Origin of the sequence: Flavobacterium soyae, assembly GCF_045348165.1 — a bacterium.
GTDB classification, from domain to species: domain Bacteria; phylum Bacteroidota; class Bacteroidia; order Flavobacteriales; family Flavobacteriaceae; genus Flavobacterium; species Flavobacterium soyae.
Genome location: NZ_CP150845.1, coordinates 2,993,742 through 3,019,736 on the forward strand (window position 1 = coordinate 2,993,742; position 25,995 = coordinate 3,019,736).

At 33.7% G+C, this 25,995-nt stretch carries 23 protein-coding genes; 13 read left to right on the forward strand and 10 right to left on the reverse strand.

Annotated elements, in window-relative coordinates; genetic code table 11:
* Positions 1-144 precede the first annotated feature (144 nt).
* The 8 genes from AABD74_RS12880 (at position 145) to AABD74_RS12915 (ending at position 9,120) form a co-directional block, all read left to right on the forward strand.
* A complete protein-coding gene (locus AABD74_RS12880; RefSeq protein ID WP_406843121.1) occupies positions 145-2,532 on the forward strand; it encodes a heavy metal translocating P-type ATPase in 2,388 nt (795 codons plus the stop codon).
* A gap of 114 nt (positions 2,533-2,646) precedes the next feature.
* The gene (gene ccoS, locus AABD74_RS12885) at positions 2,647-2,838 is read left to right on the forward strand and encodes a cbb3-type cytochrome oxidase assembly protein CcoS (protein ID WP_406843122.1); all 192 of its coding nucleotides are present in this window, start codon (positions 2,647-2,649) and stop codon (positions 2,836-2,838) included.
* 3 nt (positions 2,839-2,841) lie between these two features.
* Positions 2,842-5,028, forward strand: a complete 2,187-nt coding sequence (ccoN, locus tag AABD74_RS12890; protein WP_406843123.1) for a cytochrome-c oxidase, cbb3-type subunit I — start codon at positions 2,842-2,844, stop codon at positions 5,026-5,028.
* Between the two features lie 7 nt (positions 5,029-5,035).
* Entirely contained in the window at positions 5,036-5,230 is a 195-nt protein-coding gene (locus tag AABD74_RS12895) for a CcoQ/FixQ family Cbb3-type cytochrome c oxidase assembly chaperone (RefSeq protein WP_053473606.1), read from the forward strand.
* Between the two features lie 2 nt (positions 5,231-5,232).
* On the forward strand, positions 5,233-6,174 hold the full coding sequence (locus tag AABD74_RS12900; RefSeq protein WP_232682444.1) for a cbb3-type cytochrome c oxidase N-terminal domain-containing protein: 942 nt from the start codon (positions 5,233-5,235) through the stop codon (positions 6,172-6,174).
* A 10-nt stretch (positions 6,175-6,184) separates the two neighbouring features.
* Positions 6,185-7,603, forward strand: a complete 1,419-nt coding sequence (gene ccoG / locus AABD74_RS12905) for a cytochrome c oxidase accessory protein CcoG (protein ID WP_232682445.1) — start codon at positions 6,185-6,187, stop codon at positions 7,601-7,603.
* A gap of 13 nt (positions 7,604-7,616) precedes the next feature.
* Positions 7,617-8,066: a FixH family protein gene (locus AABD74_RS12910; RefSeq protein ID WP_406843124.1), complete on the forward strand. Its 450-nt coding sequence runs from the start codon at positions 7,617-7,619 to the stop codon at positions 8,064-8,066.
* A 352-nt stretch (positions 8,067-8,418) separates the two neighbouring features.
* Positions 8,419-9,120, forward strand: a complete 702-nt coding sequence (locus AABD74_RS12915) for a sulfite exporter TauE/SafE family protein (RefSeq protein ID WP_406843125.1) — start codon at positions 8,419-8,421, stop codon at positions 9,118-9,120.
* Here AABD74_RS12915 and hemN read toward each other — a convergent pair.
* The 8 genes from hemN to prfB form a co-directional block, all read right to left on the reverse strand.
* Entirely contained in the window at positions 9,117-10,481 is a 1,365-nt protein-coding gene (gene hemN, locus AABD74_RS12920) for an oxygen-independent coproporphyrinogen III oxidase (RefSeq protein WP_406843126.1), read from the reverse strand. The two genes, AABD74_RS12915 and hemN, sit on opposite strands and share 4 nt — an antisense overlap.
* Before the next feature lie 125 nt (positions 10,482-10,606).
* Positions 10,607-11,077 (reverse strand): hypothetical protein, encoded by a 471-nt coding sequence (locus AABD74_RS12925; protein ID WP_406843127.1) that lies wholly within the window; start codon positions 11,075-11,077, stop codon positions 10,607-10,609.
* Between the two features lie 112 nt (positions 11,078-11,189).
* On the reverse strand, positions 11,190-11,537 hold the full coding sequence (locus AABD74_RS12930; protein WP_406843128.1) for a hypothetical protein: 348 nt from the start codon (positions 11,535-11,537) through the stop codon (positions 11,190-11,192).
* 114 nt (positions 11,538-11,651) lie between these two features.
* A complete protein-coding gene (locus tag AABD74_RS12935) occupies positions 11,652-12,074 on the reverse strand; it encodes a DoxX family protein (protein ID WP_053473598.1) in 423 nt (140 codons plus the stop codon).
* A 121-nt stretch (positions 12,075-12,195) separates the two neighbouring features.
* The gene (locus AABD74_RS12940) at positions 12,196-13,824 is read right to left on the reverse strand and encodes an acyl-CoA carboxylase subunit beta (RefSeq protein ID WP_406843129.1); all 1,629 of its coding nucleotides are present in this window, start codon (positions 13,822-13,824) and stop codon (positions 12,196-12,198) included.
* A 272-nt stretch (positions 13,825-14,096) separates the two neighbouring features.
* On the reverse strand, positions 14,097-15,095 hold the full coding sequence (gene lpxD / locus AABD74_RS12945) for a UDP-3-O-(3-hydroxymyristoyl)glucosamine N-acyltransferase (protein WP_232682452.1): 999 nt from the start codon (positions 15,093-15,095) through the stop codon (positions 14,097-14,099).
* Between the two features lie 320 nt (positions 15,096-15,415).
* Positions 15,416-15,862 carry a peptide-methionine (R)-S-oxide reductase MsrB gene (gene msrB, locus AABD74_RS12950; RefSeq protein ID WP_406843130.1) on the reverse strand — a complete coding sequence of 149 codons (447 nt, stop codon included), beginning with the start codon at positions 15,860-15,862 and terminating at the stop codon, positions 15,416-15,418.
* A gap of 89 nt (positions 15,863-15,951) precedes the next feature.
* Positions 15,952-17,050 (reverse strand): peptide chain release factor 2 gene (prfB, locus tag AABD74_RS12955; RefSeq protein ID WP_232682454.1). Its coding sequence is split into 2 segments (ribosomal slippage): positions 15,952-16,986 and positions 16,988-17,050, totalling 1,098 coding nucleotides; the frame shifts between segments, so codons are not numbered across the junction.
* 348 nt (positions 17,051-17,398) lie between these two features.
* Here prfB and AABD74_RS12960 point away from each other — a divergent pair.
* The gene (locus AABD74_RS12960; protein ID WP_232682455.1) at positions 17,399-18,418 is read left to right on the forward strand and encodes a low specificity L-threonine aldolase; all 1,020 of its coding nucleotides are present in this window, start codon (positions 17,399-17,401) and stop codon (positions 18,416-18,418) included.
* 221 nt (positions 18,419-18,639) lie between these two features.
* On the opposite strand, the gene AABD74_RS12965 is transcribed toward AABD74_RS12960, so the two are convergent.
* Complete coding sequence (locus AABD74_RS12965) at positions 18,640-18,960, reverse strand: YbaB/EbfC family nucleoid-associated protein (RefSeq protein ID WP_053473588.1); 321 nt, start codon at positions 18,958-18,960, stop codon at positions 18,640-18,642.
* Between the two features lie 69 nt (positions 18,961-19,029).
* Between AABD74_RS12965 and AABD74_RS12970 the strand changes: the two genes are divergently transcribed.
* From AABD74_RS12970 to AABD74_RS12985, 4 genes are all read left to right on the forward strand, one after another.
* A complete protein-coding gene (locus AABD74_RS12970; RefSeq protein WP_406843131.1) occupies positions 19,030-21,165 on the forward strand; it encodes a S9 family peptidase in 2,136 nt (711 codons plus the stop codon).
* Positions 21,166-21,235: 70 nt separating this feature from the next.
* A complete protein-coding gene (locus AABD74_RS12975) occupies positions 21,236-22,276 on the forward strand; it encodes a PLP-dependent cysteine synthase family protein (protein WP_232682457.1) in 1,041 nt (346 codons plus the stop codon).
* Positions 22,277-22,657: 381 nt separating this feature from the next.
* On the forward strand, positions 22,658-23,569 hold the full coding sequence (locus AABD74_RS12980) for a LamG domain-containing protein (protein WP_232682458.1): 912 nt from the start codon (positions 22,658-22,660) through the stop codon (positions 23,567-23,569).
* Positions 23,570-23,886: 317 nt separating this feature from the next.
* On the forward strand, positions 23,887-24,774 hold the full coding sequence (locus AABD74_RS12985; RefSeq protein WP_232682459.1) for a LamG domain-containing protein: 888 nt from the start codon (positions 23,887-23,889) through the stop codon (positions 24,772-24,774).
* A 384-nt stretch (positions 24,775-25,158) separates the two neighbouring features.
* Here the strand turns inward: AABD74_RS12985 and AABD74_RS12990 are convergent, their stop codons facing one another.
* Positions 25,159-25,872, reverse strand: a complete 714-nt coding sequence (locus AABD74_RS12990; protein ID WP_026729302.1) for a YebC/PmpR family DNA-binding transcriptional regulator — start codon at positions 25,870-25,872, stop codon at positions 25,159-25,161.
* Positions 25,873-25,995 lie beyond the last annotated feature (123 nt).

Here is a 25,995-nt window from a genome sequence, read left to right on the forward strand (position 1 = left end):
TACGGCTAAAAATGCGTAGAAAAAGGTATTATTTAGATTTGATAAATTATTTTATTACTTTAGGATTAGATTTCATTATAACATGATAAATGTCATAGTTATAGTTACCGCTTTTATTGAATTTTGCAAATTAAAAAACAAATTATGAGCGAGCAGAGTTGTTTTCATTGCGGGCTGACTATTCCTAAAAATGAAGAAATCAATTTTGATGAAAAAAAGTTTTGTTGTACAGGCTGTAAAACAGTTTATGAAATTTTTAGTCTAAATGATTTAACCTGCTATTATGATTTCGAAAAATCGCCAGGTGCTACTCCTCAAGATATTCAGGGCAAATATGACTTTTTAGACAACGAAGCAATTTTAGCTAAAGTTCTCGAATTTCAGGAAGCAAATACTTCAATAGTTTCATTAAATATTCCGCATATTCACTGCAGTTCATGTATCTGGATTCTTGAAAACCTAAATCGTTTACAGCCCGGAATCAGCACCTCACAAGTTAATTTCCCCGAAAAAAAGGTTCGAATCACCTTCAATTCAGAAACCGTTTCTCTAAAATCAATTGTATACTTATTAAGTTCTATAGGTTACGAGCCTTATATTAGTTTAGAAAATTACGAAACAGGTAAAAATAAAGTAGACAGAAGTTTGACTTATAAAGTAGGCGTTGCTTTTTTCTGTTTCGGAAATATTATGCTGCTTTCATTTCCTGAATATTTCGAAATCAAAGAATTCTGGTTAGACAGCTATAAACCGTTTTTTAGAATTTTAATTTTTCTTTTAGCATTACCAAGTTTTTTATATTCTGCAAGTGGTTATTACGTTTCGGCTTATCACAGTATACGAACCAGAATGTTAAATATTGATATTCCTATAGCTTTAGGAATTATTGTAATGTTCATCCGTAGTACTTATGATATGCTGATGGATCACGGACCGGGATTTTTTGACAGTCTGGCCAGTTTGGTTTTCTTTATGCTGCTGGGGAAAATGTTTCAAACAAAAACCTATAGTTTTTTAAGTTTCGAAAGAGATTTCAAATCCTATTTTCCAATTGCGGTAACGAGGATCAATGCAGATTTTTCTGAAGAAAGCGTACCTATTTATGATGTTCTAAAAGGAAATAGATTGCTGATCCGAAATCAGGAATTAATTCCGGTAGATGGAATTTTAATGAGCGAAAAGGCCGAAATCGATTATAGTTTCGTTACCGGGGAAGCAGTTCCAATAACAAAAAAATCAGGAGATAAAATATTCGCCGGCGGAAAACAAATTGGAAAAGTAATCGAAATGGAAGTGCTGCATTCTGTTTCACAAAGTTATCTGACCCAATTATGGAGCAACGAAATTTTCCAGAAAAAAGTAGAGCAAAAACACAAAACGATTACAGATGCTTTAAGTCGTTATTTTACACCAATTTTACTGCTTATTGCCTTTGCAGGGTTTGGTTACTGGATATTTATCGATGCTAATATTGCCTTTAATGTTTTTACAGCAGTATTAATTGTCGCGTGTCCTTGCGCGCTGGCACTTACGGCCCCGTTTACTTTTGGGAATATTCTCAGAATAATGGGAAAACAAAAAATGTATCTGAAAAATGCTTTAGTAATCGAACAATTAGCTAAAGTTGACACTATTGTTTTTGATAAAACCGGAACCATTACAACCAATAAAAAATCTAATATTTTATATGAAGGAATTGATTTTTCTGATGAAAATTTGCAATTAATAAAAAATGTGCTTCGAGGTTCAAATCATCCTTTAAGCAGGATGCTGTATGACTTTTTACCGGAATATGAAAGAATAAAAATTGATGATTTTCAGGAAATTACAGGAAAAGGAATTTTGGCTTTCGCCGAAGAAAAAGAAGTAAAAATAGGTTCTTCATCATTTGTTGAAAGCGAGGTTTTAGACTCTTCAGAAATAGAACGAACCTCACTTCATATTAAAATCGACAATATATATTATGGAAAATTTATCTTCCAAAATCAATATCGCGAAGGACTTGAAAAATTGTTTGCAACACTTAGCAGAGAATATAATATAAAAGTACTTTCTGGGGATAATGATGGCGAAAGAGAAAATCTCGAAGCTATTTTGCCTAAAAATACCGAACTGGTTTTTAACCAAAAGCCAGAACAGAAATTAGAATTTATCAAGAAACTGCAGGAAACAGGAAAAAATGTTATGATGGTAGGTGATGGCCTAAATGATGCGGGGGCTCTTGCACAAAGCAACGTTGGTGTTTCTGTATCCGAAAATGTAAATGTATTTTCTCCCGCCTGCGATGCAATTCTCGACGCAGGTGAATTTTCACGATTAAATTACTTCTTAAAACTCTCTCATAAATCTATCCTGATTATCAAAATGAGTTTTGGTCTGTCACTTCTTTATAATATTGTAGGACTTACGTTTGCCGTTACCGGAAACCTGCTCCCTTTAGTTGCTGCAATCATTATGCCTTTAAGCACTATTACGATTGTAAGCTTCGTTACTTTTATGTCTAATTATTTAAGTTGTAAGAATTTAGACTAATTTTAAACGATTGTAAGATTATTTTTCTTATTTTTAACATTCTTCTACAACTATGATAATTATCATATTTTAAAAGCCAATCACCTAGTAATTTTGTTAACATAAATTTACGGTATGAGTGTTATTTATCTTTTAATTTCAGTAAGTATTTTCGTAGCAATCTGTTTCTTTATTGCCTTTATTATTGCTGTAAAATCAGGGCAATACGATGATGATTATACGCCCTCGGTCAGAATTCTTTTTGACGACGAGACCAAAATTACATCCCAAAATAATAATTCACCAATCGAAGAAAAACAAGTATAAATTATGGAAATGGAACAGTTTTATTACGACAACAAAATTGTAAAAAAATTCATTTACGCCACCATTCTATTTGGAGTTGTGGGTATGTTAGTGGGGCTGACCCTGGCGGTTATGTACCTTTTTCCCAATATTACAGATGGGATTTCATGGCTTAGTTATGGTCGTTTAAGGCCTTTACACACAAATGCCGTTATTTTTGCCTTTGTTGGGAATGCTTTTTTTGCAGGGATGTATTATTCAATGCAGCGATTGCTGAAAGCCAGAATGTTTAGCGACTTTTTAAGTAATCTGCATTTTTGGGGCTGGCAGTTAATCATTGTCGCTGCAGCCATCACATTGCCATTAGGATATACTTCTTCGAAGGAATATGCAGAACTTGAATGGCCTATTGATATTGCTATAGCGTTAATTTGGGTTGTCATGGGAATCAATATGATAGGGACCATGCTGCGTCGTAGAGAGCGCCATTTATATGTAGCAATTTGGTTTTATCTGGCAACATTTGTAACAGTTGCCGTATTGCATATTTTCAATAATATTGAAATTCCTGTTTCAGGATTAAAAAGTTACTCTGTATACGCTGGTGTTCAGGATGCATTGGTACAATGGTGGTACGGACATAATGCAGTTGCATTTTTCTTAACTACGCCATTTTTAGGATTGATGTATTACTTCGTTCCTAAAATTGCAAATCGTCCTATTTACTCTTATAGATTATCTATTATTCACTTTTGGTCTTTAATTTTTATCTATATCTGGGCAGGGCCGCACCACTTATTATATTCAGCTTTACCAAACTGGGCTCAAAATTTAGGTGTTGCATTTTCAGTAATGCTTATTGCCCCGTCTTGGGGAGGTATGATCAACGGACTATTAACATTAAGAGGTGCGTGGGATAAAGTTCGTGAAGAACCGGTTTTAAAATTCTTTGTTGTAGCGATTACAGGTTACGGAATGGCGACTTTTGAAGGACCAATGTTATCTCTGAAAAATGTAAATGCTATTGCGCACTATACAGACTGGATCGTTGCACACGTACACGTTGGTGCATTAGCTTGGAACGGATTTATGTCGTTTGCCATTATTTACTGGTTGATTCCACGAATGACAAAAACAACATTATTCTCTAAAAAATTAGCAAATTTCCATTTCTGGATTGGTACTCTTGGTATTATTGTGTATACAATTCCATTATACGTTGCAGGTTTTCAACAAGCATCAATGTGGAAACAATTTAATCCAGACGGAACTTTAACGTACGGAAACTTCCTTGAAACTGTAACTGCAATTATGCCAATGTATTGGATGAGAGCAATAGGAGGTAGTTTGTACTTAATAGGAATGCTGACATTGGTTTACAATATTATCATGACAGTTAGAGCTGGTGAAACAATCGAAGATGAATTAGCACAAGCTCCGGCATTACAAAAAATAAGCAGTAATAGATTAAGTGGAGAAAAATTCCATTCATGGTTAGAAAGAAAACCAATTCAGTTAACCATTTTGGCTACAATTGCCATTTTAATTGGAGGTGTTATTCAGATCGTACCAACGATTATGGTAAAATCAAATATTCCGACTATTTCAAGTGTAAAGCCATATACACCATTGGAGCTTGAAGGACGTGATTTATATATTAGAGAAGGATGTGTAGGCTGTCACTCACAATCAGTTCGTCCGTTTAGAAGTGAGGTTGAACGTTATGGACCTCAGTCAAAAGCTGGAGAATTTGTTTACGATCATCCATTTTTGTGGGGATCAAAACGTACAGGTCCGGACTTGTTAAGAGTAGGAGGTAAGTACAATGACAACTGGCATTTTAACCATATGTGGAATCCGCAAAGTACATCTGCAGGATCAATTATGCCAGGTTACAAATGGTTATTTGATAATAAGCCTTTAGATATCTCATTGACTCAAAAGAAAATGAACGCAATGATTTCACTTGGAGTTCCTTACTCGTCAGAAGATGTTGCAAATGCACAAAGAACATTGAGAGAACAGGCAGTTAAAATAGAGAAAAGCCTTGAAAATGATCCTGACTTTGTAAAAAGTTATGAAGACAGCCGTAAAAAAGCTGCCGCAAAAGGTGAAAAATTCATTCCGATGAATGAAAGAGAAATTGTTGCTTTGATTGCATATATTCAAAGACTTGGTACTGATATTAAAGTAAAAGAAACTTCTAAATAACAGCATTATGTTTGAACAGATAAAACACAATATGGAAACGATATCGGGTGTAGAAATTTACCCGATACTTTCCCTCTTGATTTTCTTTTTCTTTTTCGTAGGATTGGGCATTTGGGTGTTTTCTTATAAAAAAGATAAAATTCAGGAAATGAGTAATATACCCTTAGAAGAAGGGCAAGTTATAATCTCAAAAGATAGATAAAAATGAAAAAGTTTTTCCCAGTATATGTTAGAGTACCGTTAATTTTCTTCATTGTATTTGCTTTGATGGAATATTTTATTGATTCAGGCGACAGACCTGCTTTTGTAAAATACCCAATGGTATCAGTTTTTTTATTTGTCTTTCTATTTATTTTGATTGCAATCGAAATTACACTTAGTGCTGTAAATAAAGTGATGTATCAATTAATGTCACCAGAAGAAAAGGCAAAATTAGATTATGAGAATAGTTTAAGTCTTCAGGAAAGCACTTGGTTCAAAGAATTAATGCACAAGCTTACTAAGACAGAACCAATGTCTAAAGAAGCAGATTTATTGATGGACCATGATTATGACGGCATCAAAGAGCTTGATAATAATTTACCGCCGTGGTGGGTTTATTTATTCTATATCTGTATCATTTTTGGAGTAATCTATGTAGTTCGTTATGATGTATTAGGAGCTGATGATCAGGAAATGGAACTTAAAAAAGAAATGGCACAAGCTAAAATTGATGTCGAAGAATATTTAAAAACAGCTCCGGATTTAATGGATGAAAAAACGGTTGTTTTACTGACTGATGATGCAAGTTTGGCTGCAGGAAAAGAAATTTTCGCAATGAATTGTGCCGCTTGTCACAGAGCAGACGGAGGAGGACAAATTGGACCTAACTTAACAGATGATCATTGGATTTTAGGTGGAGGAATTAAAAATGTATTTCATACTATTACCAACGGTGGACGAGATGGAAAAGGGATGGTTTCGTGGAAAACAAATGGTATGAAACCAAAAGAAATTCAAAAAGTGGCGAGTTATATTTTATCATTGCAAGGATCGAATCCAAAAGATCCTAAAGCACCGGAAGGAGATGTTTGGGTAGATGAAAGTACTCCTAAAACAGATGCCGCTGCAGATACAAAAAAAGATACCACACAAGTTAAAAAATAATTAGAATATCATGTCAAATTTACCAGACGAAGCTTTTAGAGATACCATTGGAACTATAGATGAAGGTGGTAAAAGAAAATTTATTTTTCCGAAGAAACCGTCTGGTAAATTTTATGATTACCGCAAAATTGTCAGTTATGTTTTATTGGCAATTTTGATAATAAATCCGTTTATAAAAGTAAACGGAAACCAGTTTATGATGTTCAATATCATTGAACGTCGTTTTAATATCTTCGGCTTTCCTTTTTGGCCCCAAGATTTTTACCTCTTTGTAATTTCAATGCTTATTGGCGTTGTCTTTGTACTTTTATTTACAGTTGTTTTTGGCCGAATATTTTGCGGATGGATTTGTCCGCAGACCATTTTTCTTGAATTGGTTTTTCGCCGAATCGAATATTGGATTGATGGCGATCGTGGTTCACAATCCCGTTTAGCAAGACAGGAATGGAATGCTGAAAAAATCAGAAAAAGATTGACTAAATGGACGATTTTCTTTTTAATCTCTTTTGGAATTGCCAATGTTTTTCTGGCTTATTTAGTGGGAAGTGATTCTTTACTATTAATGGTTGAACAAGGGCCAATTCAGCAGGCAAGTAATTTTATTGCACTACTTATTTTTACCGGAGTTTTCTATTTTGTTTTTGTCTGGTTCCGCGAACAGGTTTGTATCATAGCCTGCCCATACGGAAGACTGCAGGGCGTTCTTTTAGACAACAAATCTATCAACGTTACGTATGATTTTGTGAGAGGAGAAAAAGAAGAAGGAAGGGCAAAATTCAATAAAAAAGAAGACAGAGCATTAACTGGGAAAGGAGATTGTATTGATTGCCTTCAATGTGTTCATGTATGCCCAATGGGAATTGACATTAGAAACGGAACTCAGCTAGAGTGCACAAATTGCACCGCTTGTATTGACGAATGTGATCATATAATGGAAAGTGTAGGATTGCCGAAAGGTCTTATTCGTTATGCATCAGAAGATGAAATCGTTAAAAAAGAACCTTTTAAGTTTACTGCCAGAATGAAAGGTTACAGTGCAGTTCTTTTTATTTTAATGGGTATTTTTGTTGGGATGTTGTTTTTAAGAACAGATGTTCAGGCCGTTATTCTGCGTTTACCCGGACAGCTTTTTCAACATAAAGGAGATAAAATAAGTAATGTTTATACCTATAAAATTGTCAACAAAACCATGAAAGATTATAATGATATTCATTTTGAATTAATCGATCAAAAAGGTGAAATTAACAATGTAGGGAAAGAGCATTTTAAAGTGGCAAAAGAAGCTATTTCGCAAGGAACTTTATTTATAGAAATAGACGAAGTTTTACTGGAGAGTGACAAAACCAATGTGAAAATTGGTGTGTATAATGGCAAAGAATTACTCGAAACCACCACAACAAATTTCTTAGGGCCGCGAAGTTTTAATTAAAATATACAGTATCATGAAAATTAATTGGGGAACCGGAATTGTCATTGCATTTGCTTTGTTTATGACTTTTATATTATACTTTGTTTTTGAAGTACAGTCAAATAGTAAGTACGACAATGATTTGGTTGTAGAAGAGTATTACAAACACGATACCCATTTTCAAGAGGAAATGGCCAGAATTCAAAATGCGCATGATTTACAGCATAAACCTTCAGTAAAGTTTGAAGAAGATGGTGTAAAAGTTACTTTTCCTGCCACTTTTGAAAGTGATAAAATAAAAGGAAATATTTTGTTATACCGACCTTCAAACAAGAAATTCGATTTTAATACAGAAATTGTTTTGACTAATTCTTCATTATTAATTCCGCATAAAAAACTAATCAAAGGTCGTTGGGATGTTAATATGGAATGGCAGTATGAAGGGGAAAAATACCTGACGAAAGAAGTTATCTACGTAAAGTGATTTAGTCTTTTTTGTAGAAAGTTTAGTCCCTACGGGACAATAGAGTATTTGAGTATTTTCTTTTTTACCGATATTTTATCTCTACGAGATATGTTTGAATAATATGCTGTCAAAGGAAAATATCGCTAATTAATTTAAATAAGATCTGCTCCTTTAGGAGCAACATATCGGTAGAAAAAAACATATCAATAATGTAAATGTCCCGTAGGGACTACAGTATTTTACATATATAAAATTTTTACGAGATATGTTAGGAACAACTGATTGGTAGAAAAAATATAAAATTCCATAAAAAAGTGTCCCGCAGGGACACATGATAACCGAAAATTTGACAATAAAAAATAAATAAAAAATGTTATTTTCAGCTTTGATATTAGGTCTTATCAGCAGTCTGCATTGTGTTGGCATGTGCGGTCCAATTGCTATGATGCTTCCAGTTGATCATCGAAATGAAGCTAAAAAAGTAACACAGATTATAACGTATCATTTAGGAAGATTAACCGCTTACTCAGCAATTGGTTTAATCTTCGGATTACTGGGAAAAGGTTTTTTCTTAGCCGGAATGCAGCAAAGAATGTCAATTTTTATTGGGATTGCAATGATTTTAATTGCTCTGATACCTGAAAAAGTATTCGCCAAATACAATTTCTCAAAACCCGTTTACAGAGTTATTTCAAATATAAAAACAAGTTTAGGAAGCCAGTTTAAAAAGAAAAGCTACAAATCTCTTTTTACAATTGGTTTGTTAAACGGATTCTTGCCATGCGGAATGGTATATGTGGCTCTGTTTGGAGCAATTGCCATGCAGAGCGCCGGCTTTGGAGTTTTATATATGTTATTGTACGGATTAGGAACTATTCCGTTAATGACAGTTGTAGTTTACGTCAACTCATTATTAAAATTACCGTTTCGAAATAAAATCCAAAAAGCAATTCCTTATGTTGCTATTATAATTGGAGTATTATTTATTCTAAGAGGCTTAGGTTTAGGAATTCCCTATTTATCTCCTTCAAATATGAGTTTGTTTGTTCAGGGAACTCCTAATTGTCATTAAACCGTCATCGAAAACAAATTAGTTTCCGGTGATTTTCTTTTTAAATGTAAATCAAAAGCCATACAAATATTACGAACAAATGGTCTTCCGGCTTCAGTAATTTTGATTTTATTTTCTTCAATTACAATTAATTGATCGTTTTCTATTTCTTTTAGAGCCATTAAGACTTGGGGTAGTTCTTTAAAATATAAAAAATCTTTACTCCAGGAGGTTTCAAGTTCGCAGGTTAAATTCAAAATGTGTTTTCTAATAATTAGATCTTCATCAGTTAAAATATGACCTTTTACAACTGGAAGCTGATCCCATTCTAACAACTGATAATAATCTTCCAGATTTTTAGTGTTTTGAGCAAAACCGTACCAGCTGTCACTAATGGAAGAAACACCCAAACCAATCATAAGCTGTGTTTTTGATGCACTGTAACCCATAAAATTTCTATGCATTTTTTTGTTATGTGCCGCATGAAATAAGCTGTCAGTAGATAAAGCAAAATGATCCATACCAATTTCATGATAACCATTTAGAGAAAGTAACTGTTTGCCTATTTCATAAAGCTGTCTTTTTTCGGCATCTTTTGGAAGATTTTCATCGTTGAATCCGCGCTGCCCATTTCCTTTAATCCACGGAACGTGAGCATAGCTGTAAAAAGCCAGTCGATCTGGTTTTAAGGAATTTGTTTTCTCAACAGTATCAACAACATCATCTAAAGTTTGGAAAGGTAATCCGAATATAATATCATGTCCGATAGATTTATAACCAATTTCTTTAGCCCAAAAAGTAACCTTGGCAACATTATGAAAAGGCTGAATACGATTAATTGCTTTCTGTACTTTTTCTGAATAATCCTGAACGCCAAAACTCACCCGGCGAAAGCCCAAATCATATAATTTTTTAAGTTGTTCGTAAGTCGTATTATTAGGATGTCCTTCAAAACTAAATTCGTGATTTTCAGCTTTATTTGCGAAGCTAAAAATACCATTAATAAGATGTTCTAAGTTATTGGTTGAAAAAAAAGTAGGCGTTCCTCCACCTAAATGTATTTCTTTAATAAGAGGTTTTTCTGGCAGTAATCTGCAGTACAAACTCCACTCTTTCAAAAGTGCCTGAATGTATTTTTCTTCGACTGAATGATTTTTTGTAATTCGTTTGTTGCATCCGCAAAAGGTACACATACTTTCGCAAAAAGGAAGATGAATATAGAGACTAATTCCGTTTTTTGAATTGCTTTCAGCAAATGCTTTTTGAAAAGATGTTTTCCATTCTTCAACTGTAAAAGCAGTTTCATTCCAATAAGGAACTGTAGGATAACTCGTGTATCTTGGGCCAGGTACATTGTATTTCTGGGTCAATGAAATTTTCATAAAGACGGATTTAGTTTACATCAAAATTACTATTTGAACGACAGACATAAAATGACAAATATCATGTATGAGACAAAAAAAGAGGCTCTTTATGAGCCTCTTTCTACTGAATTAAATAACTAACACTAAATAGAATCCTGAATGATTTTAAGCCATTTTTTGGCAAACATATGATCTTGATACGCACTTATTTGTTTGATGCGGTCATCATCAAAATCATAGAATGGAACTGTAATTTTATTAGAAGTTTCTCTTTCCAGAAATTCATAATCAATTTTTACAATTGTATTTGAGTTTCCTTCTGTAGTTAAAACTAATTTGCAAGATGAAACAGTTCTCAAATCGACATAAGTTGATTCTTGTTGGTTTGGATTGAAATTCATCAAAATAAATTTTCTGTTTTTTTGATCGATTGTTAATGTTTTATTGCTTTGAGATTCAGTCAAATCAAATTCCTGAGGATTGTTTGGGTTGTATTTCTTTTTGATGTCTAAAATTTTTGTTTTGTTTGCTGCGCTCGATCGTGCTGAAAAATATATCGGAATGGCTACTATGACCGCAATCACAATACCAATTATGGTTACACTTGTTTCCATGTTTGTTTTTTTTAATTTGGTAAATAATATGAAATAGTAAACAGTTTCAGGATAGAAACGGTTTAATTACTGGTGAAGAATTGTTTCTTCAGGTTAAAATTTCAAAGTTTAATTACCAGAAAAAATGGAAGGCGTAGAGCATTAATGAGATTTTTTTGCTCTGTGCAGGAAATGGGTTGGTAAAGTTAAAGGCAGTTTTTATTATTTTATACTGCGGAATAACAATAAGTAACGAATCAAACCATTTAATTGATGCAGTATGATCTGTTTTGATATTTGCAGCAAAATGATAGCTTGCCTGAGGCTGAATAAATGCTGAAGAATCTGCAGTTTGTTTAGAAAAATTGGTATCTGTTTTTTGGCTTTCCGTTTTTTGCACAGGAAGTTCGTTTACCTGAGCGGCAAAAAGACCTATAATCAAAAGTGATAGAAAAAGTATGGTTTTACGAATCCAATTCATGGCGGCGAATTTAGTTCATAAAACACAATAAATAAAATTTTAAGTGCTAATTACTTCTTAAAAATGGCTTTATTATTTTATCCTCAACTATTAAAAGTTGAGGATAAAATATTTTTATTGCTGCATTTTAAAATAATAGTCGGCAGAATGTTTTCCTCCTCCGTAAAATAAGAAGAAGATGCAAATGAGTAAAACTACAATTGCAAGAATTAAGCTTTCAGAATGCATGTGTCCCATAAAGTTTACGAGAACAGCTCCAAATAGTATTGGTAATTGAGCTGCAATTGCCCAGCGGGTAAGTAGCCCAAAAACAATCATTATGCCTCCAATCATGTGTGCCGGTGCAATATAATGCAGAAGAAACATTCCGCCTCCGAACCGATCAATTGGAGAAATTAAATCATGTAAATACTGAACGTTTGTTACAAAAGAAACTCCTTTCATAAATAGAAAAACACCCAATATTATACGTACTAAATCTACTGGTAAATAAGTATGGGCGTTTGCCCACTTATTTAAGCTTTTGACATTTTCCATGATACTACGTGATTAAAAATTATATATAAAGTTAATAATTTTTTAATGATATATTTAATTTAAGTATCTGAAAATAAGTTTTTTACTATTTATTTAACACGTTATCTGTTTTAGTGAAATATTAAACCTGAATTACACCCAGATTAAACGGTTTTTGTATAGGAGCGTGGTTGGCAGCCTCGATTCCCATTGAAATCCATTTGCGGGTATCCAGCGGATCAATAATCGCATCTGTCCATAATCTTGATGCAGCATAATAAGGCGAAGTCTGTTCGTCGTAACGTGCTTTTATTTTGTTGAATAATTCTGTTTCTTTGGCTTCGTCAACAACTTCTCCTTTTGCTTTAAGCGAAGAAGCTTCGATTTGCGCTAAAACTTTAGCAGCTTGTGTTCCGCCCATAACAGCAAGTTCTGCACTTGGCCAGGCAAATATTAATCTTGGATCATAGGCTTTTCCACACATGGCGTAATTTCCTGCTCCATATGAATTACCCACAATTACAGTAAATTTTGGCACAACAGAATTACTTACCGCATTTACCATTTTGGCACCATCTTTAATAATACCGCCATGTTCTGATTTTGAACCAACCATAAATCCGGTAACGTCTTGTAAAAATACCAACGGAATTTTCTTTTGATTACAGTTAGCAATAAAACGAGTTGCTTTATCAGCACTGTCAGAATAAATTACGCCGCCAAACTGCATTTCGCCTTTTTTTGTTTTCACCACTTTACGCTGATTAGCTACAATACCAACTGCCCAGCCGTCAATTCTAGCATAACCCGTAATTAAAGATTGACCGTAACCGTCTTTATAAGCTTCAAATTCTGAATTATCAACCAAACGATTGATGATTTCCATCATATCGTACTGTTCGTTTCTTGCTTTTGGTAAAATTCCGTAAATATCATTTTGGTCTAAAGCAGGTTTTTCAGCTTTAATTCGGCTATAGCCGGCTTTATCAAAATCACCAATTTTATCAGCAATATTTTTGATTTTGTCTAAAGCATCTTTATCATCTTTGGCTTTATAATCAGTCACTCCCGAAATTTCGCAGTGTGTTGTTGCGCCGCCCAAAGTTTCATTATCAATCGTTTCGCCAATTGCAGCTTTGACTAAATAACTCCCTGCAAGGAAAATGCTTCCTGTTTTGTCTACAATTAAAGCTTCATCGCTCATAATTGGGAGATAAGCACCTCCGGCAACACAGCTTCCCATAACGGCAGCGATTTGCGTTATTCCCATACTGCTCATTTGAGCGTTGTTTCTAAAGATGCGGCCGAAATGTTCTTTATCGGGGAAAATTTCATCCTGCATTGGCAGATAAACTCCGGCGCTGTCTACCAAATAAATAATAGGAAGTCTGTTTTCGATTGCAATTTCCTGAGCACGCAGGTTTTTTTTAGCTGTAATAGGAAACCAGGCACCAGCTTTTACAGTAGCATCATTGGCAACTACAACACATTGTTTCCCTTTTATGTATCCTATTTTAATAACAACTCCACCAGAAGGACATCCGCCATGATCAGCGTACATTCCTTCTCCGGCAAAACCGCCAATTTCAATATTCTCTGAATTTTCGTCTAACAAATAAGCGATACGTTCACGAGCCGTCATTTTTCCTTCGGCATGTAATTTTTTGATACGTTTTTCGCCGCCGCCCAGTTTTACTTTAGCAAATTTTTGTTTTAGTTCTGAAAGTAATAGTTTATTGTGATCTTCGTTTTTATTGAAGTTTAAATCCATGATATAATATTGATTTTACAAAATAGTGTTGGCTAATTTACAAAATCCATTGAAATAAACCGATTGCTTTGTGAATTAAGAAAAAGTTTATAATCCTGGTTTTTTATTTAAACACATAGAAACATAGGATTTATAGTTTAAAGAAGGGAGTAAAAAGAAACTAGTTTCTAACACATAGCCTAACTATGTTTATTTAAACAAGTGAAACGCCTTTTTGAGCGTACAAAATCTATGTTTCTATGTGTTAAATATATTAAGAATTATAGATTAATTTATTTTTTAGGAGTGCAAACCATTCGTTTTAGCATCGCCCATTGTTTTAAAGCATCACGAGCTTCAACAGCCGGATAACCCAGCATTGTTTTTCCTGCAGGGACGTCTCCGGTAACACCAGATCCAGCACCAATTACAGCTCCGTCTCCAATAGTGGTATGATCTTTTATAGAGGCACTTCCGCCAATAATAACACCATTTCCTAAAGTTACAGAACCTGCTAAACCACTGTTTCCTGCCATAATACAGAATCGGCCTAATTTACTGTTATGTCCAATTTGAACTAAATTATCAATTTTACATCCGTCTCCCAAAACTGTCGAACTAAATTTTCCACGGTCAACACAAGAATTTGCTCCAATTTCAACTCCGTTGCCAATGATTACATTCCCAATTTGTGGAATTTTAACTAAACCTTTTTCAGTACAAGGTCGAAAACCAAAACCATCAGCACCAATTGTTGCGTTTGGGTGAATAATACAATCACTTCCAATATGGCAACGCTCACGAACAACTGTTCCTGACCAAAGAATGGTATTTTTTCCAATGGTACATTCATCCAGAATAGTAACATTTGGATAAATTACTGCATTGGCACCAATTTCAACTTTTGGCCCAATATAACAGCCGGCACCAATTTTAGCACCTTCGCCAATAATTGCTGTTTCGTCTATAGTAGCAGTTCTATGGATGTTATTATGAAAAATTGGAGCAGGCGGAGCAAAAAGTGCCAGAATTTGCGACATGGCCAAATCGGCATTTTTTACTTTTATAAAAGCGCGGTTTTCTCCAGGTTCAATCGAAATGTCTTCGTTGACAACAGCAATTGATGCATTTGATGTCGACCAGTATTTTTCATATTTTTTGTTTCCTATAAACGAAATTTCTGAAGTTGTAGCTTTTTCTAATTGCTCTGTTGCGGTAATGCTCTGCGAAGTTGTGCCGTAAATTACGCCATTAATTACTTCATTAATTTCTTGAATTGAATAGGATCTCATTGACAATTTTTAATCGACTAAGGGTTAATTTTTGCCAAATAAAATAAATTAGATTTTAATTACCTAATATTTTTTTTGCATTTCTTAATAAATATTTAAAATAGAAGTATAAATATTACAAAATTAACATTTTAAATATTAAATTTTTGCGTGTTTTTTAATAAATTGATTTGTGAAGATTATGTTTTTAGGCGAATTATCTTAAAAATTACTTTCGATAAAATAAATTATTTTATTGGTAAGCAGTAACTTACATTTGTTTTGTTAAGTTATTCTGATAAAAAAAGCGATTCACTTTTAAAAGGAATCGCTTCATGAATTTATTCTTTAATTTTTGATAATGAAACAGCATTAATGCAGTATCGTAAACCACTTGGCGGCGGCCCGTCAGGAAAAACATGACCTAAATGCGCATCGCACACATTGCATACAACCTCAACGCGAATCATTCCGTATGATTTGTCGGCATGATAACCAATCGCATTTTCTTTAATAGGCTGCGTAAATGATGGCCAGCCAGTTCCGGATTCAAATTTTTCGCCTGCATCAAAAAGAACGGTTCCACAGCATTTACACTCATAAATACCGGGGTCAAATAAACTGCATAATTCAGAACTAAAAGATCTTTCGGTTCCTTTTAAACGTGTTACCAGATATTCTTCCGGAGTTAAAAGCTGTTTCCATTCTTCTTCTGTTTTCTCCACTCTTTTTTCAGGAGCCGGATTTCCTTTATTTGTAAAATGAATTACATCTGCCCATTTTATCATGATCTTTTCTTTTTAGTTTGAGGTTTCATGTTTCACGTTTCAAGTTTACTGTAAACTGAGACTGAATACTAAAAACTGAACACTGTGACTTATTCCTCCTCTTTTTGTCCCATCATCATTAAATAGGCTTTTAAGAAGGCATCTATATTTCCGTTCATTACACCATCAACATCGCTGGTTTCATAACCTGTACGAACGTCTTTAACTAATTTATAAGGCTGCATTACATAATTACGAATCTGCGAACCCCATTCAATTTTCATTTTTCCGGCTTCGATATCGGCACGCTGTGCTTGTTGTTTCTTTAATTCAATTTCATATAATTGAGAACGAAGCATCTGCATAGCACGCTGTCTGTTATCTTGCTGAGATCTCGTTTCAGAACACTGAATCTGGATTCCGGTTGGTTTGTGAACTAATTGTACTTTCGTCTCCACTTTATTTACGTTCTGTCCTCCGGCACCACTCGAACGAGAGGTTGTAATTTCGATATCAGCTGGATTAATGTCAATTTCGATACTGTCATCAACAAGCGGATAAACATAAACAGATACAAATGAAGTATGACGTTTGGCATTACTGTCAAAAGGAGATATTCTAACCAAACGGTGAACGCCATTTTCTCCTTTTAAGTATCCAAAGGAATAATCGCCTTCAAACTCTAAAGTTACGGTTTTAATACCGGCAACATCACCTTCCTGAAAGTTAAGTTCTTTTATTTTATATCCATAACTTTCTCCCCACATCATGTACATACGCATCAGCATTCCTGCCCAGTCACAACTTTCTGTTCCGCCGGCTCCGGCAGTAATCTGAACCACTGCACTTAAACTATCGCCTTCGTCAGAAAGCATGTTTTTGAATTCGATGTTTTCTATATGAGATTGAGTTATGGTGTATTGTTCATCTAACTCCTCTGTCGAAAGTTCTCCTTCTTTATAAAAATCATAAGCCAGCTGTAGTTCATCTGTAAGACCTACGGCTTTATCATAATCTTCAATCCATTTTTTCTTGTTTCGAAGATTTTTTACAATATTTTCGGCTTCTTTTGGATTGTTCCAAAAATCTGGTGCAAAAGTTTTTTCTTCTTCGTTTGCGATTTCGATTAGCTTGGCATCAACGTCAAAGATACCTCCTCAACGCACCAAGGCGCTCCACAATACCTTTTACTTGTTCGGCTGTTGTCATAAATTAATAACTTGTTTTTTTAGATGTTTTTTGTTGATATTACATTAGGCTGGGTAAAAAAAACTAATGTGTAATTTCGTTCTGCAAAAATAAGATTTAGTTTTTAGAATTCAGCATTAAATTGTTGTGCAAAAAGTACAAACCCTAAAAGACTTTTTTTAGCAGACACAATTGTTTCTTAAAGCAAGAAATCAATTTTCGAATTATTAATGCTAGTTTTATATGTTTTTTATAAATATTACGTTAATTTGGTTCTAAGTAATTCACAAGTTAAAATTTATTAAAACTTGGGATTAATAACAAACAGTAATATGTAATTTTGCTGTCCAAAAAAGATATAGTTTTTATATGGAAATAAATTTAATTAGCGATACCATTACCAAACCTTCATACGAGATGCTGCAGTATATGTTTAACGCTCAGGTTGGAGACGACGTATACAAACAAGATCCTACGGTTATCGAATTAGAGACAAGAATAGCCGATTTTTTTGGTATGGAAGCTGGACTTTTTTTTCCGTCGGGAACTATGGCGAATCAAACTGCAATCAAACTGCATACACAGCCCGGTGAACAATTAATTGCCGATAAATATGCTCACGTTTTTCATTATGAAGGGGGTGGAGTTTCCTTTAACAGCGGCGTTTCGTGCTGTTTGCTGGATGGAGATCGGGGAATGATAAATGCGGTACAGGTGGCAGCAGCGATTAATGATCCTGAATTTTATCATAGTCCGCTGACGAGTTTGGTTTGTGTTGAAAATACGACCAATAAAGGCGGCGGAGCTTGTTATGAATTAGAAGATTTAAGAGAAATAAAAAAAGTCTGTGATGCTAATAATTTGAAGTTTCATTTGGATGGAGCCAGAATTTGGAATGCATTGGTTGCCAAAAGACAAAACCCGAAGGAATTTGGTGCCATTTTCGATACTATTTCGGTTTGTTTATCAAAAGGTTTGGGTGCGCCAATTGGCTCGGTTTTATTGGGAAGCAAAGCAGATATTCACCGAGCATTAAGAATCAGAAAAATATTAGGCGGCGGAATGCGTCAGGTGGGTTATTTAGCCGCAGCGGGATTATACGCACTGGCTAACAATATTGAACGTCTTGCAGAAGATCATCGCAGAGCAAAAGAAATAGGGGCTATTTTAAGTACAAAATCCTGGATTGCATCTGTAGAACCCGTAGAAACAAATATTTTGATTTTTTCATTGGCCGAAGGTTATAGTGATCAGCTTTTGATTGAAAAATTAAAACAAAAAAATATTTTAATAAGTTCCTTAGGACATAACAAACTAAGAATCGTTACCCATTTAGACTATAAAGAAGTAATGCATACTTATGTTTTGGAGATGTTTTCGAAGATTTAGGAAAGAGGGACAAAGGTTCAGAGTTACAAAGAGACAAAGGTTTTCTTTGTCGTACCTAAAAAAAGGAGGCTGTCTCAAAAGTCGAGACAACCTCTTTTTTATTCGGATACCTATCGGAGAAAATTTCCATTTACGCGATTCTCAACAGCTTGATTTTACTTTTGAGACAGCCTCCTTTTTTTTTAACCTTTGTCTCTTTGTAACTCTGAACCTTTGTCTCTTTATTTAAACAAATTATCCATTCCCGGAATCATCGGCATATCCATTTTTGCTACAGCATCAAGTTCACTTTCGTTTACGCTTGTAGCTCTTTCGATGGCTTTGTTTAGTGTTACAATTAAATAATCTTCCAGTTGTTCTTTATCTTCTAAAAGAGAATCATCAACAGAGATTGATTTTATTTTTCTATTGGCAGTAATTGTAATTTTTAATAATCCGTCAGCGCTTTGTTCGTCAATTAAAACAGTGTCAAGGCGTTTCTTTGTATCTTCAATTTTCTGCTGGGTTTCTTTAAGTTTCCCCATCATTCCCATTAAATCCATTTTTTGTTGATTTTTAAATTATTTCATACAAAATTAGTATATTGCTTTATTAAATCAATAGAATATTTTATGAAAAAATTAATTTTGTTCTGTTGCGTTTGTACTACTTTTGCTCCTTCGTATTTAAAAACAAATGCTCAATCAATGCAAGAAAATATACAAGCTCCAAAGGCTAAGGAAATTCCAAAAACATTAAAAAAACACAAAGAAACCCGAATCGATAATTATTTTTGGCTGAATGACAGAGAAAACCCAGAAGTTATTGATTATCTGAATAAAGAAAACGAATATTACCAAAAAATGACCGTTCATACAAAAGGTTTTCAGGAATCTTTGTATGAAGAAATGAAAGGAAGAATTAAAGAAGATGATTCATCAGTTCCTTATTTCTACAACGGATATTTTTATATTACACGTTTTGAAACAGGACAGGATTATCCAATTTTTTCAAGAAAAAAAGGAAGCCTTTCAGCAGAAGAAGAAATTTTGTTCAACTGTAACGAATTGGCAAAAGGCCATGCTTATTTTAAATTAGGAGGGTTGAGTATAAGCCCTGATAATAAATTTGCCAGTTTTGGAACTGATATTGTTGGAAGAAGGATTTATACCATTCAAATTAAGAATCTTGAAACAGGAGAAATTCTATCAGATAAAATCGAAAATGCAACAGGAGGATCTGTCTGGGCAAATGATAATAAAACTATTTTTTATACCAAACAGGATGAAGTAACTTTAAGAGCTGACAAGATTTTCAGACATAAATTAAACACAGATTCTAAAAATGATGTTTTAGTTTATGACGAAATAGATGATACTTTTAATGTTTCGATAAGTAAAGAAAAATCAAAGAAATATATTGTAATTGGTTCATCGAGTACTTTAACCACAGAATACAGAATACTAAATTCAGATAATCCGGATGGAGAATTTGAGGTATTTCAGCCCCGTGTTCGTGGTTTAGAATACAGCATTTCTCATTATGAAGATTCATTTTATATCTTAACTAATAAAGACAAAGCAACCAATTTCAAGCTGATGAAAACGCCTGAAAATAAAACGGGCAAAAAAAACTGGGTTGATGTTATTCCGCATAGGGAAGATGTTTTGTTGGAAGAGATCGAGATATTTAAAAACTTTTTAGTTGTAGAAGAACGCTCGAATGGTTTAAATCATATCCGAATTATGCCTTGGAATGATGAGCCGGATTATTACCTGCCTTTTGGAAGCGAAACATACAATGCTTTTACTACAACAAATATTGATTTCGATACCGATATTCTGCGTTACAGCTATCAATCGCTTGCCACGCCGTCATCTGTAATTGATTTTAATATGAAAACTAAAACCAAAGTAATCTTAAAAGAACAACAGGTTTTAGGCGGAAAATTTGATAAAGAAAATTATGTCGAAGAACGAGTTTGGGCAACAGCAAGAGACGGTGTAAGAGTGCCAATTTCGATGATTTATAAAAAAGGAATGCAGAAAAATGGTAAAAATCCCTTACTTCTTTATGCTTATGGTTCATACGGAATTACAATGGATACTTATTTTTCTTCGACAAGGCTCTCGTTGCTAGACCGTGGTTTTGTCTATGCAATTGCCCATATTAGAGGTGGAGAAGATTTAGGAAGACAATGGTATGAAGACGGGAAACTGTTAAAAAAGAAAAATACCTTTACAGATTTCATCGATTGCTCTAAATTTGTAATAGACGAAAAATATACTTCGCCAGAACATCTTTATGCTGAAGGTGGATCTGCAGGAGGACTTTTAATGGGGGTGATCGTAAATGAAGCACCAGAGTTGTACAACGGTGTTATAGCGCAAGTACCATTTGTAGATGTTATTACAACAATGCTGGATGATAGTATTCCGCTTACAACCGGAGAGTATGACGAATGGGGAAACCCAAACAATAAAAAGTATTACGATTATATGTTGTCGTATTCACCTTATGACAACGTAAAAGCACAAAAATATCCTAATATGTATGTGTCTACAGGATTGCATGATTCTCAAGTACAATACTGGGAACCAGCTAAATGGGTGGCTAAATTAAGAGATTTAAAGACAAATAATAATCAATTGTTTTTAGATACGAATATGGATGCCGGACATGGCGGGGCTTCAGGACGTTTCGAAGCTTTAAAAGATTTAGCAAAAGAATTTAGTTTTTTATTAGATTTAGAAAAAATTAAAAGCTAATTAGATTTTTTTTGTTAAATTTGCAACCTGTCAAGGTGCTTAAAAAATACCTTTGATTAACTATTTTTTTATGAAAGAAGAAATAAACGCTTATAATAATGTTTTAGAATTAATAGGTAATACCCCGCTTATTAAACTAAATAAAATCACCGAAGAGTTAGAAGGAAATTTCTACGCAAAGGTAGAAGCTTTTAATCCAGGTCATTCCTCAAAAGATAGAATAGCGTTATATATTATTGAAGAAGCCGAAAGAAAAGGAATATTATCACCAGGCGATACCATTATAGAAACTACATCAGGTAATACAGGTTTTAGTTTAGCAATGGTAAGCATTATAAAAGGTTACAATTGTATTTTGGCCGTGAGTTCAAAATCATCCAAGGATAAAATTGACATGCTGCGAAGCTTAGGTGCAAAAGTTTATGTCTGTCCGGCTCACGTTTCTGCAGATGATGAAAGATCATACTACAATGTAGCAAAACGATTACACGAAGAAACAAAGGGTTCAGTTTATATCAATCAATATTTCAATCAGCTAAATATTGATGCCCATTACAATACTACTGGTCCCGAAATTTGGGAACAAACAAAAGGACAAATCACACATCTTATTGCTTGCAGCGGAACCGGAGGAACAATTTCCGGAACAGCAAAATTCTTAAAAGAGCAAAATCCAAATATTAGAATCTTAGGAGTAGATGCTTTTGGATCAGTATTGAAAAAATACCACGAAACAAGAGAATTTGATAATAAAGAAATTTATCCATATCGTATTGAAGGTTTAGGTAAAAATTTAATTCCTTCGGCAACAGATTTTGATATCATCGATAAGTTTATGAAAGTTACCGATGAAGAAAGTGCCCATTCAGCAAGAGAAATCACTCGTAAAGAAGGTTTATTTGTTGGATATACATCTGGAGCAGTAATGCAGGCAATTAAACAGTATGCAGAAGAAGGAGAGTTTACAAAAGACAGCAACATTATTGCAATCTTCCCTGATCACGGTTCACGTTATATGAGTAAAGTATTTAGTGATGAGTGGATGAACGAACAAGGATTCTTTGACAGTGTTAATGAAGAAGAAACTCAAAAAATTGAATTTGTAAAATAATAACTATTTTTAAAAATATTAAACTCCATTCGTTCTGCGAATGGAGTTTTTTATGTGAACTTTTACGTTATTTAAAGATTCAGTATAATAGGATAATATTACTTTGAAACATAAAATTCCTAAATGTTAATTATTTTGTTTTGTTTGAATATACCGTATTTATACGTAAGATATTTTAATTGTAATTGAGGTTAATTTATAATTTTAAGAATTGTTTTAGTAGTATAATTAAAATTAATTTTATGTAAAAAATCATCAGTTTTGGTTATTTTAACGATTATTTAGGTATGTTAACGAAAAAATTTCCGACGAAAAACATAATAGTATAGTTTAGCTCTGTATAAATGAAACACTTTATTTATAACCCTAAATTCTGCTATTATGAAAAAATTTCTACTCTCAGTAATGTTTGTAAGTTGTTTAAATGCAACTGCTCAAAATCCAATTCAGGAGTTTAATTTCAATGGGACTTTAAATAATGAATCTAATACAATTTCTTTTATGGGAACAAATGATTTTGTACCCGATAGATCTGGAGCTGCCGGAAATGCTCAAAGATTAAATAATAAAGCACTGGAAGCCGTTGTAGATGATCTGCCGCAAGGTAATAAAGCGAGAACTGTTAGCATTTGGATTAAATTTAATGATATAGCATCGGCAAATTATATCTGGGGTTATGGTTCAGCCTATAATGCTCAATATTTTGGTTTGCTGCAGCAGTCGACAGTCTCTTCTAATTCAGATTTAAGTCTGGCTGGCTGGGGCGCTGCAAATGATCTTATTGTTTCGACTCCAATAGCAAAAGGTGTTTGGTATCAATATACGATAACTTTTGATGGAACAGTTTCTAAAATGTACCGTAACGGAGAGTTGTTAAAATACATAAGCGGTTTAAAACGTTCTACAAAAGGTACTATTTTTAGATTAGGTGAAATAAATACAACAGTTGGTATAAATGCTGATGTGGATGATTTAAAAATCTATGATGTAGCTTTGACTGATGAACAGGCAGCGGAGTCTTATAATAGTTCTAAACCTTTAATAGTTGCTGCAGAAATTACAGCAGCTCCTAAAGCAAAAGGTGCTGCCATAAAATCTAAAACTGCGGCAAAAACTACATCAAGCAATATAATTGTAAGTAAAGATGTAAATATGGGAAGCAAAAATATAGAAGTGTATTCGCAAGGACAAAAAGTAGTAGGGGATAATTCAATGACTATTAACGATCTTCCTGAAGGAACATATTTATTAAGAATTACGAGTGCACCTGCAAAAAAAATAACTTCAAAATAAGGCCATTTAATTAATTTTTTTAATAGTTAGTTTTTTAATATTGTTTAGCAGCAATTAGTTTTTTTGAATTAGGGAAAAAGCCTTTTGAATTCATAAGGCTTTTTTTTGCCGGTTACGCCCATATTTTTTTATATTTTGTGAGAATTCTGTATTTGTGTGTAAGATTTGTTTGTTTATGCTGAATTAAAATTATATTTTTAACAAAATTTATAAAAAAAATATTCAAAAATTTGTAATAGTTGGATTTAGCTGTTCAAATTTGTTGTCAAATAAAGATTTATCATAAAAAGATATCCAGTAAAAAATCTATATAAACTATGAAAAAAATATTACTCACTTTAATGTTTGTAAGTTTTTTAAATGCTAATTCGCAAAATCCGGTTCAGGAATTTAATTTCAACGGAAATTTAAACAGTGCAGATAATACCATTTCCTTTTTAGGAACCCCAGTTTTTGTAAATGACAGAATGGGGACTGCTAAAGGGGCTTTGCGGCTTTCTAATAAAGCTTTTCAGGCCGTTGTAGGCGACCTTCCGCAGGGAAATAAGCCAAGAACAATATCTATTTGGGTTAAATTTAATGCCGTAACTGCAGCCAATTATGTTTTAGGTTATGGTACTGCGGCAAATACGCAATATTTCGGATTCGTACAGCAAGCATCAGCCGGAGGTAATTCTGAGGTAAATCTTGCGGGATGGGGACCAGGAAATGATGTTGCTGCTTTTGTACCGCTTTCAAAAGATATTTGGTACATGTACAGCATTACTTACGATGGCAATATTTCAAAAATTTATCGTAATGGTGAATTACTAAAAGCTGCCGAGGGAATTTCGCGTTCGACGAAAGGTTATATTTTAAGTATCGGAAAATTAAATGCGGCTGCAAGTATCAATGCCGATATTGACGACATTAAATTGTATACGGTTGCCATGACAGATGAACAGGTTATGGAGTCTTATACCAGTTCAAAGCCGGCTAAAACAGTGGCAGCCCCGCCAGTACCAGTTTCAAGTCCGGGAAAAAAAGCTGCCGCAGCACCTGTAAAATTACCAGCTGCAGCACCTTCTGCCGAAACTGCTAAAAGCAGTAAAAATGTTGAGGTTTTCTCTCAGGGTCAAAAAATAATAGGGGCAAACGCTTCTAATATTGGCGATTTGCCAGAAGGAACGTATTTGATCAAAGTAACAAACACACCAAAAAAGTAATTTTATATTTTCTATAAAAAAAAAGAGGCTGTCTCAAAAGTAAAATCAAGCTGTTGAGAATCGTGTAAATGGAAAATTTCTCCGATAGGTATCCGAATAAAAAAGAGGTTGTCTCGACTTTTGAGACAGCCTCTTTTTGATTTTTTATTAGCTTATTACACTAAGCACTACAAATAAGATTACCAGAATAATTACGGCAAATCTTGTGTATTTTGATGTTTGCATATTTGTTTTTGTTTAAAGGAATTATGATCTGATTGCGGCAAATATAATAGTTTATTTTACTTTTTATAATATTTTGCTTTCTTCTGCATAAAATTTTAACAAAACAAAAAAGCCCTGAAAAAAATCAGAGCTTTTAAATTTTTTATTAAAAGAAAAATATTATTCCTCTTTCATAGTATGATAAACGTTCATAACGTCATCATCTTCTTCGATTTTTTCGATTAGTTTCTCAACGTCAGCGATTTGAGCTTCGGTTAATTCTTTTGTGATTTGCGGAATACGCTCAAAACCAGAAGATAAAATTTCTAAACCTCTGTTTTCTAGTTCTTTTTGCAAAGCACCAAAGCTTCCAAAAGGAGCATAAATTAAGATTCCGTCTTCATCTTCAAAAACTTCTTCAGCACCAAAATCAATTAATTCAAGTTCTAATTCCTCGGCATCAAGACCATTATTTGCAATTCTGAAATTACAAGTATGATCAAACATAAATTCAACAGAACCCTGAGTTCCCATTGTACCGTTGCATTTGTTAAAATAACTGCGAATGTTTGCTACAGTTCTGTTATTATTATCAGATGCAGTTTCGATCAAAATTGCAATTCCGTGAGGAGCATATCCTTCAAATAAAATTTCTTTATAGTTGGCAGTATCCTTATTACTGGCATTTTTAATCGCGCGCTCAACATTGTCTTTTGGCATGTTAGCCGCTTTAGCGTTTTGTATAACAGCTCTTAATCTAGAATTGGCGTCAGGGTTAGGGCCGCCTTCTTTAACAGCCATAACGATGTCTTTACCAATTCTGGTAAATGTTTTGGCCATTGCAGACCAACGTTTCATTTTTCTTCCTTTTCTAAATTCGAACGCTCTTCCCATTTCTAATTTTTAGTTTTGTGATGCAAAAATAAAGGTTATTCCTTATTTATCCAAAATCAAAATTTTAATTTTTTTTATTTGTTTCAAGTTTTAGGTTTCATGTTTCAAGTTGGCACAACCTTG

Bases quoted from the DNA above. Each gene is read 5' to 3' on its own strand.
- AABD74_RS12980 (WP_232682458.1), top strand. From the start codon at position 22,658: ATGAAAAAATTTCTACTCTCAGTAATGTTTGTAAGTTGTTTAAATGCA.
- AABD74_RS12880 (WP_406843121.1), top strand. From the start codon at position 145: ATGAGCGAGCAGAGTTGTTTTCATTGCGGGCTGACTATTCCTAAAAAT.
- ccoS (WP_406843122.1), top strand. From the start codon at position 2,647: ATGAGTGTTATTTATCTTTTAATTTCAGTAAGTATTTTCGTAGCAATC.
- AABD74_RS12965 (WP_053473588.1), bottom strand. From the start codon at position 18,960: ATGGATTTAATGGGAATGATGGGGAAACTTAAAGAAACCCAGCAGAAA.
- AABD74_RS12990 (WP_026729302.1), bottom strand. From the start codon at position 25,872: ATGGGAAGAGCGTTCGAATTTAGAAAAGGAAGAAAAATGAAACGTTGG.
- ccoG (WP_232682445.1), top strand. From the start codon at position 6,185: ATGTCAAATTTACCAGACGAAGCTTTTAGAGATACCATTGGAACTATA.
- msrB (WP_406843130.1), bottom strand. From the start codon at position 15,862: ATGATAAAATGGGCAGATGTAATTCATTTTACAAATAAAGGAAATCCG.
- AABD74_RS12960 (WP_232682455.1), top strand. From the start codon at position 17,399: ATGGAAATAAATTTAATTAGCGATACCATTACCAAACCTTCATACGAG.
- AABD74_RS12910 (WP_406843124.1), top strand. From the start codon at position 7,617: ATGAAAATTAATTGGGGAACCGGAATTGTCATTGCATTTGCTTTGTTT.
- hemN (WP_406843126.1), bottom strand. From the start codon at position 10,481: ATGAAAATTTCATTGACCCAGAAATACAATGTACCTGGCCCAAGATAC.
- lpxD (WP_232682452.1), bottom strand. From the start codon at position 15,095: ATGAGATCCTATTCAATTCAAGAAATTAATGAAGTAATTAATGGCGTA.
- AABD74_RS12975 (WP_232682457.1), top strand. From the start codon at position 21,236: ATGAAAGAAGAAATAAACGCTTATAATAATGTTTTAGAATTAATAGGT.
- AABD74_RS12935 (WP_053473598.1), bottom strand. From the start codon at position 12,074: ATGGAAAATGTCAAAAGCTTAAATAAGTGGGCAAACGCCCATACTTAT.
- AABD74_RS12895 (WP_053473606.1), top strand. From the start codon at position 5,036: ATGTTTGAACAGATAAAACACAATATGGAAACGATATCGGGTGTAGAA.
- AABD74_RS12930 (WP_406843128.1), bottom strand. From the start codon at position 11,537: ATGAATTGGATTCGTAAAACCATACTTTTTCTATCACTTTTGATTATA.
- ccoN (WP_406843123.1), top strand. From the start codon at position 2,842: ATGGAAATGGAACAGTTTTATTACGACAACAAAATTGTAAAAAAATTC.
- AABD74_RS12925 (WP_406843127.1), bottom strand. From the start codon at position 11,077: ATGGAAACAAGTGTAACCATAATTGGTATTGTGATTGCGGTCATAGTA.
- AABD74_RS12970 (WP_406843131.1), top strand. From the start codon at position 19,030: ATGAAAAAATTAATTTTGTTCTGTTGCGTTTGTACTACTTTTGCTCCT.
- AABD74_RS12940 (WP_406843129.1), bottom strand. From the start codon at position 13,824: ATGGATTTAAACTTCAATAAAAACGAAGATCACAATAAACTATTACTT.
- AABD74_RS12900 (WP_232682444.1), top strand. From the start codon at position 5,233: ATGAAAAAGTTTTTCCCAGTATATGTTAGAGTACCGTTAATTTTCTTC.
- AABD74_RS12985 (WP_232682459.1), top strand. From the start codon at position 23,887: ATGAAAAAAATATTACTCACTTTAATGTTTGTAAGTTTTTTAAATGCT.
- AABD74_RS12915 (WP_406843125.1), top strand. From the start codon at position 8,419: ATGTTATTTTCAGCTTTGATATTAGGTCTTATCAGCAGTCTGCATTGT.